Below are 14267 nucleotides of genomic sequence, written 5' to 3'. Positions count from 1 at the left end.
TCTCCGCCTCTAAATCCAACCATATGAAAAGAATTTTTACCCTATTGGTGTGCACATTATTCGTGTTGCCACCGGTATCCATTGCGCAGAAATCAAAACCATCAGCTGCAGTTCCGGCACCTGCGTTCAATGCCGATTTATACAAAGGCCTGAAGTGGCGCAACATCGGGCCGTTCCGGGGCGGCCGCTCCAATGCCGTTTCGGGTGTGGTAGGGAATGACCAGGTTTACTACACCGGTTACACGGGCGGTGGTCTCTGGAAGACAACGGATGCAGGTATTGAATGGCGAAACATTTCGGATGGTTTTTTCAAAACCGGTTCGGTAGGCGACATCGCGGTAAGCGAGGCCGACCCGAATGTGATTTACGTGGGCATGGGCGAACATGCCGTGCGGGGTGTAATGACATCGTATGGTGACGGTGTGTATAAATCGGTTGACGGAGGAAAAACCTGGAAGAACATGGGTTTGGAAAAAACGCGCCACATCTCCGATGTGGTTATTCATCCCACCAATCCGGATATTGTTTACGTAGCTGCGCAAGGCCCCGTGCACGGGCCTGGTTCCGACCGGGGAATTTACAAGTCAACCGATGGTGGTGCCACCTGGAAAAAAGTATTGTATGTGGATGAGAACACAGGCGCTTCATCGCTGTCTATGGATAAAACCAATCCGCGCATTCTGTATGCCGCCACCTGGCAACACCGCAGGTACCCCTGGAAGGTAGAAAGCGGTGGAGCAGGATGTTCCATCTGGAAATCAACCGATGGGGGTGATACGTGGACGAAGATCAATGAAGGCCTGCCCAAACTGATGGGTAAAATCGGGGTTTCGGTTTCACCGGCCAATCCAAACCGGGTATATGCCATTGTGGAAGCAGAAAAGGGTAAAGACGGATTGTACCGGTCGGATGATGGAGGAAAAAAATGGAATCACCTTTCCAGCGATCAGAACATTACTTCACGCTCGTGGTATTACATGGAAGTGTTTGCCGATCCGCAAAATGCCGATGTGGTGTATGTACTTAATGCACCGATGATGAAATCCATTGATGGCGGAAGAACCTTTCAGAATGTTCGCGTGGGCCATGGCGATACGCATGACCTTTGGATTAACCCCAACAACAACCAGAATATGATTTTGGGTGACGATGGCGGAGGCGAAGTAACCTTTAACGGAGGCAGAAGCTGGTCGCCATTAAACAATCAGCCAACTGCACAATTTTACCGCGTAAACGTTGATAATCTTTTTCCGTTCCGGGTTTATGGCGGGCAGCAGGATAATACCTCGATGGTCATCAAAAGCCGGAACAACAGTTTTGGCATTACCGGGCAGGACTGGTTTGAAGGACCCGGCTGCGAAAGCGCTTACATCGCCTTCGACCCGAACAACCCGGTGCTGATGTATGGCGGCTGCTACCAGGGCAATATTGATGTACTTGATACACGCACCAACGAGCGCAAGGATATTATGCAGTATCCGTCCACCAACCTGGCCTACCGCGCCAAAGACATGAAATACCGGTTTAACTGGAATGCTCCGTTAATTGCCTCTCCGCACGATCCGACTACAATTTACCACGCATCCAACGTGGTGTTTAAAACGACCAACGGAGGAATAAACTGGCAGGTGATTAGCCCCGACCTTACCCGAAACGATACCACCAAACAGCAACAGGGAGGCGGACCTATTACAAATGAAGGAGCGGGCGGAGAGAACTATAATACCATTTACTACCTCATTGAATCCGTACATGAAAAAGGCGTGCTGTATGCCGGCAGCGACTGCGGCCTGGTACATATTAGCAAAGACGGAGGAGCGAGTTGGCAGAACATTACGCCTGCCGGTTTACCGGAGTGCATGATTCATTCCATAGAAGTTTCACCACACGATAAAGCAACGGCCTACATTTCGGCATCGCGCTACAAGTTCAACGACTATTCCAACATGACGTACAAAACCACCGACTACGGTAAGTCGTGGACGAAAATCAGCACCGGTGTGGATGCCGATGATTTCATTAAAGTGATACGCGAGGACAAAAAAGTTAAAGACCTGCTGTATGCAGGCGCTGAGCGCGGCTTTTATGTTTCGTTTAATGGCGGAGCGAACTGGAACAAGTTGCAACTTAATCTGCCGGTTGTTCCCGTAACCGATTTGATTATTCAGGGAAATGATCTTGTTGCTTCCACTGCGGGCCGTTCGTTCTGGATTCTGGACGACCTCAGCGCGATTCAGCAAGCGAAAGGAAATTTTGGAAGCAGTGCAGTAAAACTCTACCAGCCGAAGCCTACGGTACGGTATCCGGCTATCACCATTCCGGAATGGATGGGCAATATTCCCGGCCTGGGCATGAACCCGATGGACGGTGTGGTGCTGGATTACTACCTGAAAGAGAAGGCCGATACAAATACCGTCCGGCTGGAGATACTGGATGCGGGTGGTAAAAAGATCAGAAGTTTTACCAACAAAAAGGATGAGAACTTTAAACGTTTTCCCGGAGGACCGCCCGAACCGGCAGTTATACCTTCAGAAGCCGGTGTAAACCGGTTTGCGTGGGATTTCAGAACCGAAACGCTGCCGGCTATTGATAACGCCTATGTGTATGGCGATTACCGCGGCCACCGTGTGGCACCCGGAAAGTACAAGGCGCGGATTACCTACAAAGGAGAAACATCGGAAGTTGATTTTGAAATTACGCAGGACCCCAACCTGAAAGTTTCTCCGGCTGATTGGGCTGCACAGCAACAGTTTATGGAGCAGGTTGAAGCCCGCCTGGCCGAAATCAGTGCGGCTGTTAACACCATGCGCAAAGTGAAAAAGCAGATTGAAAACTACAACGACCTGCTGAAAGACCGTGCCGAAGCAAAAGATGTGGTAACATCCGGAAAGGAATTGATTAAAAAAATTGACAAATGGGAGGAGAACGTAGTGCAAACCAAACAGAAAAACTTTCAGGATGTAATCAATTTTCCGAGCAAGCTCAACACCGAATTCTTTGCCGTACGTGCCGTAGCGGATACCCACGACCCGCGGGTAACCCAAGGCGCCCGCGATCGGTTTACGGATTTGGAAAAGCAGTGGAGCGCCTATAAAGAACAAATGAACCGGCTAATCAGCACCGACATTGCTAATTACAACAAACAGTATAAGGAATTTAATATCCCGGCTGTTATAACGAATTAAATACTGAAGCAATAAATATTCTGATGATGGAGGGATTCCGGGAGGAGTCCTTCCTTATTTTTACCCGGCATTACCAACTCAACGAATCCCATATTTAATCGTGCGATATATAGTTCTTTTATTTTTTCTGGCAGTAAATTCAATAAGCGCTCAACACACATTTAATGTGGTCCGCGAGCAAATACAGGTACCCATGCGCGATGGCGTTAAACTGGGTGCCATTGTTTACCGGCCTGATCAAAATGAAAGATTCCCGGCCATTGTTTACCGGACGCCTTACGGAGCTCAGAATTATGATGGCTATGCCGAATTTCCGTTAAAGGCGGCTAAGCACGGCTATGTTGTTTTCCTGGTGGATGTTAGAGGCAGGTATTCGAGCGAAGGAGAATTTGTAGCTTATAAAAATGAAAAGCAGGACGGTTATGATGTGATTGAGTGGGCTGCCCGATATGAATTTTGTAACGGCAAGGTGGGTACGTATGGCGGCTCTTACCCGGGTATTGTGCAGTGGCAGGCGCTTTCGCAGGCGCCACCCTCGTTGAAAGCGGCCGCACCGGAAATGACACCCATCGGCAGCCATCATTTTTTTTACTATGGTGGTGCGTTCTCGTTTCCCTGGCTTGATTGGTTTACAACGTTAATTATTCCCGACAAACGCCAGCGGGCTAACGATACATCGGGAACATGGAGCGATGATGTTGCCGAAGAAGAGTGGCAAAAGGGTAAGCAAAAGTGGTATGGCTACCGACCGCTGATGGAATTGCCTTTACTGAAAAAATATGCACCGGAGTATTATGAATGGCTGGCTCACCCGGATTCCTCTGCGTGGTGGTCGTTTGTGGAGATTCAGAATGACTTCAAAAAAATTCAGGCCCCGGTCTTTTTACTCAGCGGTTGGTATGATGCTGCCTATGGGCCGGAGGGAGCTATACGGGCATACAATAAAATCATGAAAGAAAGCGAAGCAAAGGCAGCCCGTGAACACACCAAACTCATCTTAGGACCGTGGAATCACACCACCGTTACAACCCGCAAAACTCGTTTTGGAGAAATTGATTTCGGTCCCTCAGCCGGTTTCGATTACAACCAGGCGCTGCTGGAGTGGTATGACATAACGTTGAAAGACAAACACTCCGGGGATGCATTAGCGCCCGTGAATATTTTTGTAATGGGTGAAAATAAGTGGCGTCATGAACAACAGTGGCCCTTGCCCGGAGTGAAACCGGTTGCTTTTTATTTGCACAGCCAGGGCAATGCAGGAGCAGATAAGTCAGATGGCCGGTTGAGCCTGTCAGTGCCCGGAAAAGAAAAAAGTGATGCCTACGTTTTTGACCCGGCAAATCCATTGTGGGATAAATCGTACGAGAAGTCGTACCCATATGATCAACGTGAAATAGAATCGCGCAAGGATGTACTTGTGTATACATCCGATCCGTTAACGGAAGATCTTGAAGTGGTAGGTGAAGTTATTGCTGAGTTGTTTGTAAGTTCATCGGCCCGCGACACCGATTTTTCCATAACCTTGTGCGATGTATATCCCGATGGTCGTTCGATTAATTTATCCGGACTGGATGCCGGTTATCTGCGCATGCGCTACCGTAACGGATTCGATAAACAGGAATTGATGGAACCGGGAAAAGTTTATCCAATCAGAATCGGCTCCTTATATACCGCCAATGTTTTTAAGAAAGGCCATCGAATCCGCTTGCAGATTACCAGCAGCAAGGCGCCACATTATGATCCAAACCCTGGTACCGGAACGGAAATAGCCAGTGAGAAGAATCTTCAACCGGCTCAGCAAAAAATATTTCACGAAATGAATTTCTCTTCGCGGTTAGTGTTGCCGGTAGTTTCGAAGTAATTTTTGAGCGGCTACTTCAGGTTCTCTTCAAACAATTTTAAAATCCGCTTGTACTCGTCAGTCCAGCTGCTGGGTTCAACAAAGCCGTGGTCCTCTAACGGATACACGGCCAGTTCCCAGTTATCTTTTCCAAGTTCAATAAGCCGTTGTGATAAGCGTACCACATCCTGAAAGTGCACGTTCACATCAATCATGCCATGACAAATCAGCAAGGCGCCTTTTAATCCTTCGGCATGGTAGATGGGCGAACTCTTCGCGTAGGCCAGGCTATCGGTATAGGGGAGATTAAGAATATTTGATGTGTACGGATGATTGTAATGCGCCCAATCGGTAACCGGGCGCAATGCCGCTCCGGCAGCAAATACCTCGGGCGTTGTAAACATGCCCATCAGCGTAATGAATCCACCGTACGATCCGCCATAAATGCCGATCCGTTTCGGATCAATACCGTGTTCATTTACCAGCCAGGCCGCGCCATCCACATGGTCGGTTAAATCCTTTCCGCCCATAAACTGGTAAATGCCGGTGCGCCAGTCGCGCCCATAGCCTGCGCTGGCGCGGTAGTCCATATCGAGCACGGTATATCCCTTATCGGCCAGCAGGTTGTGGAACATGTATTCGCGGAAGTAGCTGCTCCACCACTTGTGTGCGTTTTGCAGGTAGCCGGCACCATGTACAAAAATTACGGCAGCGCCATTGGGCTTGGCCGGTTTGTACAAACGGGTGTATACCTGGGCGCCATCGCGCGCCCTGAATGTGGTTACCACCGGGTCGCGCCACGGGTACGATTTGAATTCATCGGTTACCGAGTTGGTGATTTGCTGAGGCTTTGAACCAACTTTATTCTCCTGTACAAATAGTTCCCACGGCTTATTGCTGTACGAGTAGCGAAAGGCAATCATCTTCTCATCCGGTGACAGTTCAACTTCGTGGGCGCCCGTCATAGTGGTGAGCCGTTCGGCCTTGCCGCCCGTTACCGGCAACCGGTAAAAATGTTTTTCACCGGGATGCACTTCGTTGGTGATGATATAGAAGTATTTTTTATCGCGCGAAAGCTGGGCCGACTGCACCTCATAAGTGCCTGCTGTTAACGCCTGCTTTTTGCCGGTGGTTACATCCACTACATACAGGTGCGAATAACCCGATTCTTCCGAATGAAACCACACGCTCTTGTTATCGGCCAGCCACCCGATGCCTGCACCCCCGAAACCTCCGGTACCCGGGCCGCCAATCCAGGCGTCATCGTGCTGGCGATCGAGCAACGTAAGCTTTTGCGTTGCCGGGTTGAGCAGCATAATCCACCGGTCTTTGTTGTCGGCAGCGCGCAACTGCATTACGGCAAAGGCACCATCGGCCGACCAGATCGGACCAAAAAATGTTACCGGACGGGGTTGCGGCTTTTTCTCCTTGCCATCGTCTTTTTTTGAAGTGCTCTTCAGGTAAGCCGGCTGATCAAAAATGCCGGGCACCTCATCGGTTTTAACCTGCAGCACGGTATCGCGCTTCACATCGTAAACAAATAACTCGGACGTGCTTAACGGGGCGCCTACTTTGGTGCGGGTGTTGATGTCTTCCGTAAATCCCGATTCGGTTACATAATTCGGAACAATGGCTGTTTTTACTGAAGCATTTTTAGTGAGCACAAAAGTTACAAAGTTGCCATCGGGGCTTAGCCGAGACTGGCTCAGTGTGCGGTCGTCCAGGTAAATTTCTTTGGGGCGTTTGGGCTCTTCAATTTTTTGTTTTTTCTGAGCGGCATCCCGATTTTCCTTGCGTTCGCGCAATACCCGGATGTAGGCAAGTTGGTCGTTTTTCAGCCATTTTTCCTGGTCGCTGGCCGGTGGTGTGCCGGGCTTTTTGCCGCGCCTGAAATCGGTGAATTGGGTTACATTGCCGGTGGTTATTTCCCAGCCATACAGGTTTTGTTCGTAAGTAAAGACGATGCGTTTCTCATCACCCGAAAAATACGGATTGCTTTCGCGACCCGATGTATTGGTAATCTGTATCGTTCGGCCGGTGGGTACATCCAGCAAATAAATGTCCCCATTTTTTTCATAGGCGAATTTTGTAAAGGCTTTGTTGTACGTGCCGTTGCCCGAAGGCAGTGCCAGCCGTTCGGCCTTCGTAACTTTTTGGGGCACCCGGTTGGTGAGCGTGATTTTATAAAGTGAATCGCCCGGTGCTTTTTCGGGGTTCCAGTTGAAGTACACCGTTTTGCTGTCGTGCGACCAGCGGATGTTCGATGGCGCGGTGCCTATCCATTTCGGGTCGCGCATGATTTTTTCAACGGTAAGTTCAGTGAGTTGCTGAGCGGTTGCTGTTGCAGCAAGCAGAAAAAAATAAAAGGCCAGGCGCATAGGAATTTAGTTTTGCTGCCAAGTTAAACTAAATTGGCACCGACAGACCGGCATTTACACGAATGACCATCAGGCCTATAAGAAAGGAAGACAACGCGCAGGTGGCTGCCATCATCCGTACGGTGATGCCGGAGTTTGGCGCCAGCGGAAAAGGCTTTGCCATTCATGACAAGGAGGTGGATGATATGTATGGTGCATATAACCGACCTCGCTGCGCCTATTTTGTTTGTGAAGAAAACGGAAAAATATTGGGTGGCGGAGGTGTGGCCCCGCTGGAGCAGGGTGATGAAGACACCTGCGAGTTGAAGAAGATGTATTTTTTACCCGAAGGCCGGGGCAAAGGATTGGGCCAACGGGTTCTGGACAAATGCCTGGAAGCAGCAACGGCCATTGGTTTTAAATACTGCTACCTCGAAACCTTTAACACCATGAAGCAGGCGATGAAACTGTATGAGAGAAACGGGTTTGAAAAAATCCCGGGCCCGTGCGGCAACACCGGCCATTTTGCGTGCGATACGTTTTACAGGAAGAAGGTATCAGCTTAAAATTTCAGTTAATGTTCAGCCCAATCATCAAACCAAGCCACGGTTTGTTCTGGTAAATCCAAACATCTTGATCGCGATCGGTGAGGTAATCCCAACCCAGGGCAACACCTACCGTTAAGTTGTTGATGCCGGCCATGGCAGCAAACCCGCGCGATAGAATAAAACCATCATATTCATCGGTTGTTTGGTTGTTGGTTGTCCACGGACTTACAAACGTTGAGCCCATTCCACCGAAAGCGCCAATGGTAAAGGCGCGGTGGCGATGTATTTTTTTAATACCGGCAGGTGTCTCCAAAAAATCAATCTGGAAGCGATCAATCCGGTAACCAAAATACAAGTTGCCGTTGAAGTTGGCATTGAGCTGACGCGGCAGGTTTTGTGTGGCCGGCCGGTACCGGAAACCAATGGTGGTAACATCCAGATCAAAATTTTTCGTTCTGAAAAATTCATCTTTTGAAGGAATGATGCTGATGGTTTCGCCATTGCTCGGGTAGATTTTCACCGAGTCATCGGTAACCTCAACAAACACCTTTGTGTATTTATTGCCTTGTTGGCGGAAATCGTAATGGCCGTTGCTTAACTGATACTTGGGAGAATCAGTAAGGGTGGCGCAGGAGGATAGCATTACAATGCTGAGCGCGGGCAGGGTAAATGGTTTCATCATGGCAAGGCTATTCGAAGATATGAATCTTTTTTGCTACCTAAGCAATTTGTTTCTTGAGGTAAAACCCGAGTGGCAACGACAACAAACAAAAGACACCCAAAGCAAAACCTCCTGAAAAGGAGTATGCGCCTATAGTTAAAATTTCAGTCATGTATGTTGCCGGCACTACCGTAATGCCTACGGCAAACCGGATGGTGCCGGTAAAAACCGGATCGGTTATTTTTTTCTTCAGCCACTTCCACAGAAGCAAGGGTATAACATTAACCAGCAGGCACAGCCAGTAGAGCGGGTACAACATATACCGGAAGGGTGATTTTGAAGACCTCTTTACAACGGCTGTATCCACCGGCAGGCCCTCTTCAATCAGCCTGATCCTGCGATTGGTTTCGATTGGATCGAGGTAGTCGGGTAAAGTTTGTTCCAGCTTGCCGATTACTTTATGGTAGGTTGCTTCATCCTCAACATGCGTGGTTAATGATTTTAATTTTTCTTCCACTGCATCACGAAGCGGGAGCAGGTTGTTTTTGAACAGGCTGGCCCCGACCGGCTTGCCATAATAAATACTTACTGAGCCCCTGAACCCGGTATGGTTGGTGTAGTTAATGCCCACCGGGATAATTTGTAAATCCAATGAGGGGTTGTTCACCAGCGCTTCACCTACAATGCGGGTAAAGCCTTTGCTCAGCGGTCGCACTCTTCGCAACAAACTGTGATTGCCTTCGGGGAAAAATAACAGGCATTCATTTCGTAACAATACGCTGCTGGCCCATGTAAATGTATATTTGTTATTGGGTATGGATTTTATGCCATCGCGCAGGCGGTACACGGGCCGCATATTAATCAGGCTAAGCAGGCGGGCAGCGATGCTGTTTTTAAAAACATCGGCCCGGGCAATGAAATAACAGTAGCGCGGAGCAGTAACCGCTATTACCAGGGCATCCAGCAAGGCGTTTTGGTGATTTGCCAGAAACAGCACAGGCCCTTTGCGGGGGATGTTTTCGGTTTGGCGTGCAATAATTTTTTTAAAGTAGATGTGTAAGGCACACCATACATAAATCCGGAGGAAGTAATACAATAGTTTGTTCATACAGCCGGAGCCGGGTTGCGCGACCAATAATACGACAGGCCCAGGCCTGATACAATGTGCCAGATGCCCCACCAGCCGGCCACCAGCGCCATTTCGCCCAGGCCATTGAAAAAGGAAAAGATCAGCACCAGGCCAAGCCCGGAATTCTGAATGCCGGTTTCGATGGCAATGGTGCGCTGATCGGTATAACCGGCCCGCCCGATTTTTGCAACCCAGTAGCCGGTGGTGAACGCCAGCGCATTGTGAACAAGCACAACAAAAAAAATCAGGTGAATATAATTAAGAAAGACATCGGTGTTTTGTGCAAACGCCACAACAACAAACCCGATGAACAGCAGAACAGACACAGGCTTGAGCCACCGGCTGATTTTTTTTGCCGCCAGCGGATACCGGTGATTAATGAGCATGCCGAACATCAGCGGAATACCGGCAATCAGAAAAATGGTGATGAACACTTCGGAGAAACTCACTTCTACCTCGCGCAGCAGCGCAGAAGCCGGTGCATATAAACTGCCCCACCATTGCAGGTTGAGCGGTGTTAAAAAAACTGAAAGAAACGAACCGGCTGCCGTAAGGCCCACCGAAAGCGCAACGTTACCGCCTGCCAGGCTCGACATAAAATTGGAAATATTTCCGCCCGGACATACCGAAACCAGAATAAGCCCAAGTGCCATGGCGGGCGAGGGGTTAATAACAAGTACCAGCAGGTAGGTTATGGCAGGCAGAGCCAAGAACTGTGCCACCAGGCCGGCCATGGCGGTGCGGGGTGTTTTGCTTAACCGTTTAAAATCATCGGTTTTTAATTGAAGGGCAACGCCAAACATAATTACCGCCAGGCAAAAATTAAGTACCCAGGTGTTGCCGGTGGTAAAGTGTAGCTGAATGGGCTGGTGCATGAATTGCTAACTAACGAAAATTATTGATAACCGGTACAGCGCTGCTGAAAGACGTTTGCTAAATTTCATTTTTGACCGGAATGGCGGTAATTACAAACAAAGGTTCATTCAACAGTGCGTTAATTGCAATGCTTGCACTCATTACCGGATTCGTATCGGGCTGGCTGGTGAGTGAGCATCAGAAAAACTGGAATGACATTATTTTCTGGGCGGAATTAACCGGTAAGGTGTGGCTCACCTTGTTGATCACGGTGGCTATTCCGTTGGTAGGTGCGTATCTCTTCAGTATTGTTTCATCCATGTCCGGTGGAAGGCTTGCCGGAAAGATAGGATGGCATGCCTTGGTATTTCATGTACTGATCATGCTGTTGGGCATGTGCTTTACTCTGTCGGTAGGTTACGCCATTACCAACTACATAACGTACGGTTTTACGTTGCTTTTGCACACAGATGGCCCGGATTTAACAACGGATGGGACTGGGGCAGTTCATCAACTCATTATCTGGACGGATGTCGTACAAACATCACTCGCCCGGATCATACTTCCCGCACTTCTTGCATTCGCAGTAACCGCGTTGATCATCACCCGGTTTTACAAACTCAAACGTGATCGTTGGCTTGAGCGTGTACACAATCTCTCTGAAAGAGCAACAACGGCAATGAATGGATTGCTGCTTCTCCTGCCGGTTGCTGCACTCACTTTATCATTCGCGCTTACGGCAAGGCATGGATACACGTTGGCGGGAATAATGGGCCAGTATGTGTTGGCACTCATCGGGATGCTGATGGCGTTCACCCTGGTTCTTTACCTGATTGCCAGAAGTTTCGGTGCAGTATCGTTCGGAGTTTTTGCCCGAGCGTTGTTTCCAGCACAACTCGTTGCGGCCAGCACAAGGTCATCACTGGCCACCATGCCTGCCTTGCTAACGAGTGCCGAACAGGGGGCAGGCATTCCTCCATCGGTATCCAGGTTGGTTATTCCATTTTCAGTTTCCGTGTTCCGGTTGAACAGGGCAATCACATCTGTTTTTTCGTATGTGTTTTTTACTGCATTATATGCTATCCCGACTGATGGGGTATCCACGCTGCTTTTTCTTGGTCTTATTTTGATACTGAGTTTTGGCAGTCCTGGCTTGCCGAGTGGTGGTAAACTGGCGACAATGCCGGTGTTTCTGGCACTGGGTGTTCCGCTCGAAATGATTGTACTTACCAAGGCCATTGACGTTATTCCCGATATGTTTAAAACAATGCTTAATGTTACCGAAGGGATGACCATCGCTTCGTTGGTTACCCGATCGAATAAACTTGAACTCGTGGTTTCGTCAACTACAACCCGGGTGTGAAAATGCCTAAACCCTCACACTGGATTTCGATTGGATCATTGCTTGGTCTGACGATTGGAATTACTGCCGGATTGTATTCGGAAAGTACCCCTCTGACTGAATTTCTGTTTCTGAGCGCGGAAGTCTTTTCAAGAAGCTGGATACTGGTTTTGCTTGTACTGGCGATACCGCTGGTGGCTGGTAATCTGATTATCAGCTTTTTAACACTGCTCCAGGCAAGCCTGTTTGGAAAACTGGCTGTGCGCGGATTGATTGTTCATATTCTGTTATTGGGTTCAGGTGCGGTGGTATCGGTTGGACTAAGTTATTTTCTGAGTCGGGGTCTGCCTTCTACCGCATTTGCATCAACCACTGCGCTTCATAACACGGTTTCTTTCAGGATTCTGTCGGTAATGGCAGAGACGCAACAATTGCTTACGCGTTTTATTATACCTGCTATCCTGTGTTCAATTGTTGGTGCGATAATTTTGAGTCGCATTGGAAAAGGTTTCCGCTACCCGGTTATTGACCGGTTGACCCGTGCTGTAAAAAAATTGTTTAACTGGTTGAAAATCCTGTTCCAGACATTGCCCCTTTCAGTCGGTTGTATTGCATTTGTGATTACCAGTCAAAACGGACTGCAACTGGCGGGTACGGTTGGATTTTATGTGGCAGGTGTTTGTGCCGTGTTGGTGGTAGTTACAGCGCTGATGTATGTGGTTGTGCTGCTCTTCGGCTCAACTCCGGTACGCCATTTTGCGCATGCAATGCTTCCGTCACAGCTGTTGGCTGCAAGCACCAGTTCATCCCTGGCATCACTTCCGGCACTGCTGGTGAGCACAACAAAGTTTACAGGCGAGGAAAAGATAACCGGTATGGCGGTGCCCCTGTTTGTTTCTTTTTTTCGCATCAACCTCATGGTAGCCAATCCGTTTTCGTTTTTCCTGCTTTCGCGCTTGTATGGCTTACCCGTGGAGTGGCCAAACCTGCTCATGTTCCTTGGTTTAATGATGATTACAAGCTTTGGCAGTCCGGGGTTGCCCCAGATGGGCAAAGTGTACAGCTTGCCCGTGTTTCTTGCCGCAGGCATTCCGCTGGAAGGGGTGATGGTCTTAAAAGCCGTGGATGCTATTCCGGATGTATTCAAAACGGTGCTGAATGTGACGGAAATTGGCACGGTAACGTCAGTTATGCTTCGGGGAACAGCAACCCCTGCAGCAACTCAATCGGTAACTGTTGAATCTACCCGGTTATGATTTACTTTCTGGTTACTACGCGCAACAGCTTTCCTATCCGGAATTTCCTGCGCTCACGCGGAAAAATTTTTGCCGATCGGATACGCATTATTCCGTGGGAACAAATCGGACAACTGCGGGATTTACGGGCGGGTAGTTTTATCTTTTCAGACATTGACTTTCTGAATGGTGAACAGCGTGAGGTTGCAAAGCAGATTTACAACCAACTTTACAGCAGGTACCCTCATCTCAGGTTGCTCAACAATCCTGAAAAGGTTTTGCTCCGGTACGACTTGCTAAAAAGAATGGCGGCATCGGGAGTCAACAGTTTTGACGTTACCCGTGCCGATGGACCGTTGGGGTACCTCCGGTATCCCGTGTTTATCCGTGAGGCCGATCGGCATACCGGCCCGCTAACCACGTTATTGTACAGTACCGATGAAATAAAACACGAGCTTCGAAAGCTGAATCTGCTCGGATACAGAACCAACCAATTGCTGATTATTGAGTACCTCGATGTGGCGGATGATAATGGGATCTATTCAAAATATTCCGCCTTTGTATTGGGCGACAGGGTAATGCCGCGATACCTCAACTTCAGCCGTTCGTGGAAGGTGAAATCGATGGTTGACGCGAATGATGACCTGATGCGAAGCCGTAGGGCCGAAGTGGAAACGTATATGCAAACGAATCCTCATGAAGCCTGGTTGAAAACCATTTTCGCGCAAGCCGGCATTACCTATGGCCGGGCTGATTACGCTTTGGTTAACGGTAAATTGCAACTGTGGGAGATTAACCTGAACCCGGCCTTTGTTCGGCCGCCCCGGAAGATCACAAAGGATCATCAACAGCAACGCATGATGCGCGACTCTTTTTACAACCGGTTTCTTGATGCATTGGAAAAAGTTGATGTCAACGAGCCTGAAAAAATTCAGTTAACGATAAGCCAGGCAGAAGAAAAGTTGATGCAGGTCAGTTTCAAGGAGAAATGGAAAGAGGGATTTCACAACCGCCTGGTTAAAGACAAGCCACACTACCGGCTGATGCGGAAAGTTTGTTTTGGAGTGGCTTCGTGGCTAACCCGTTAAGAGTTGTACTTTTGAAAAAGCAAACGA

At 48.8% G+C, this 14267-nt stretch carries 10 protein-coding genes; 6 read left to right on the top strand and 4 right to left on the bottom strand.

Going from position 1 to position 14267, the window contains the following annotated elements; translation table 11 throughout:
- Positions 1-23 precede the first annotated feature (23 nt).
- Together HRU69_03845 and HRU69_03840 are read left to right on the top strand one after the other, a co-directional pair.
- Complete coding sequence (locus HRU69_03845) at positions 24-3185, top strand: glycosyl hydrolase (protein QOI96674.1); 3162 nt, start codon at positions 24-26, stop codon at positions 3183-3185.
- Positions 3186-3285: 100 nt separating this feature from the next.
- Positions 3286-5046, top strand: coding sequence for a CocE/NonD family hydrolase (locus HRU69_03840; protein ID QOI96673.1), 1761 nt, complete (start codon positions 3286-3288; stop codon positions 5044-5046).
- Between the two features lie 11 nt (positions 5047-5057).
- Here HRU69_03840 and HRU69_03835 read toward each other — a convergent pair whose 3' ends face one another.
- Positions 5058-7403 carry a prolyl oligopeptidase family serine peptidase gene (locus tag HRU69_03835; GenBank protein QOI96672.1) on the bottom strand — a complete coding sequence of 782 codons (2346 nt, stop codon included), beginning with the start codon at positions 7401-7403 and terminating at the stop codon, positions 5058-5060.
- A 62-nt stretch (positions 7404-7465) separates the two neighbouring features.
- On the opposite strand from HRU69_03835, the gene HRU69_03830 reads away from it, so the two are divergent.
- Positions 7466-7948 (top strand): GNAT family N-acetyltransferase, encoded by a 483-nt coding sequence (locus HRU69_03830; protein QOI96671.1) that lies wholly within the window; start codon positions 7466-7468, stop codon positions 7946-7948.
- A 4-nt stretch (positions 7949-7952) separates the two neighbouring features.
- Here HRU69_03830 and HRU69_03825 read toward each other — a convergent pair whose 3' ends face one another.
- From HRU69_03825 to HRU69_03815, 3 genes are read right to left on the bottom strand one after another with little or no spacing between them, the layout of a single operon-like run.
- Positions 7953-8612 (bottom strand): hypothetical protein, encoded by a 660-nt coding sequence (locus HRU69_03825; GenBank protein ID QOI96670.1) that lies wholly within the window; start codon positions 8610-8612, stop codon positions 7953-7955.
- A 37-nt stretch (positions 8613-8649) separates the two neighbouring features.
- Entirely contained in the window at positions 8650-9699 is a 1050-nt protein-coding gene (locus HRU69_03820; protein ID QOI96669.1) for a 1-acyl-sn-glycerol-3-phosphate acyltransferase, read from the bottom strand.
- Positions 9696-10595, bottom strand: a complete 900-nt coding sequence (locus tag HRU69_03815; protein QOI96668.1) for a bile acid:sodium symporter family protein — start codon at positions 10593-10595, stop codon at positions 9696-9698. Before HRU69_03815 ends, HRU69_03820 begins: the two co-directional genes overlap by 4 nt.
- Before the next feature lie 80 nt (positions 10596-10675).
- Here HRU69_03815 and HRU69_03810 point away from each other — a divergent pair, with 80 nt between their 5' ends.
- Genes HRU69_03810 through HRU69_03800 form a run of 3 tightly spaced genes read left to right on the top strand, consistent with a single transcriptional unit; the run spans position 10676 to position 14240 of the window.
- Complete coding sequence (locus HRU69_03810) at positions 10676-11938, top strand: cation:dicarboxylase symporter family transporter (GenBank protein ID QOI96667.1); 1263 nt, start codon at positions 10676-10678, stop codon at positions 11936-11938.
- 2 nt (positions 11939-11940) lie between these two features.
- Positions 11941-13173, top strand: a complete 1233-nt coding sequence (locus tag HRU69_03805; GenBank protein ID QOI96666.1) for a cation:dicarboxylase symporter family transporter — start codon at positions 11941-11943, stop codon at positions 13171-13173.
- Positions 13170-14240, top strand: a complete 1071-nt coding sequence (locus tag HRU69_03800; GenBank protein QOI96665.1) for a hypothetical protein — start codon at positions 13170-13172, stop codon at positions 14238-14240. The genes HRU69_03805 and HRU69_03800 overlap by 4 nt, the downstream gene beginning before the upstream one ends.
- Positions 14241-14267: the final 27 nt, after the last annotated feature.

Source organism: Flammeovirgaceae bacterium (assembly GCA_015180985.1).
Taxonomy (GTDB): Bacteria; Bacteroidota; Bacteroidia; order Cytophagales; family Cyclobacteriaceae; genus UBA2336.
This window is presented reverse-complemented; position numbering and strand designations above follow the sequence as displayed.

What these genes read in the sequence shown, in the direction of transcription:
- HRU69_03845 (QOI96674.1), top strand. Translation starts at nt 24, where the DNA reads ATGAAAAGAATTTTTACCCTATTGGTGTGCACATTATTCGTGTTGCCA.
- HRU69_03835 (QOI96672.1), bottom strand. Translation starts at nt 7,403, where the DNA reads ATGCGCCTGGCCTTTTATTTTTTTCTGCTTGCTGCAACAGCAACCGCT.
- HRU69_03830 (QOI96671.1), top strand. Translation starts at nt 7,466, where the DNA reads ATGACCATCAGGCCTATAAGAAAGGAAGACAACGCGCAGGTGGCTGCC.
- HRU69_03825 (QOI96670.1), bottom strand. Translation starts at nt 8,612, where the DNA reads ATGATGAAACCATTTACCCTGCCCGCGCTCAGCATTGTAATGCTATCC.
- HRU69_03820 (QOI96669.1), bottom strand. Translation starts at nt 9,699, where the DNA reads ATGAACAAACTATTGTATTACTTCCTCCGGATTTATGTATGGTGTGCC.
- HRU69_03815 (QOI96668.1), bottom strand. Translation starts at nt 10,595, where the DNA reads ATGCACCAGCCCATTCAGCTACACTTTACCACCGGCAACACCTGGGTA.
- HRU69_03810 (QOI96667.1), top strand. Translation starts at nt 10,676, where the DNA reads ATGGCGGTAATTACAAACAAAGGTTCATTCAACAGTGCGTTAATTGCA.
- HRU69_03805 (QOI96666.1), top strand. Translation starts at nt 11,941, where the DNA reads ATGCCTAAACCCTCACACTGGATTTCGATTGGATCATTGCTTGGTCTG.
- HRU69_03800 (QOI96665.1), top strand. Translation starts at nt 13,170, where the DNA reads ATGATTTACTTTCTGGTTACTACGCGCAACAGCTTTCCTATCCGGAAT.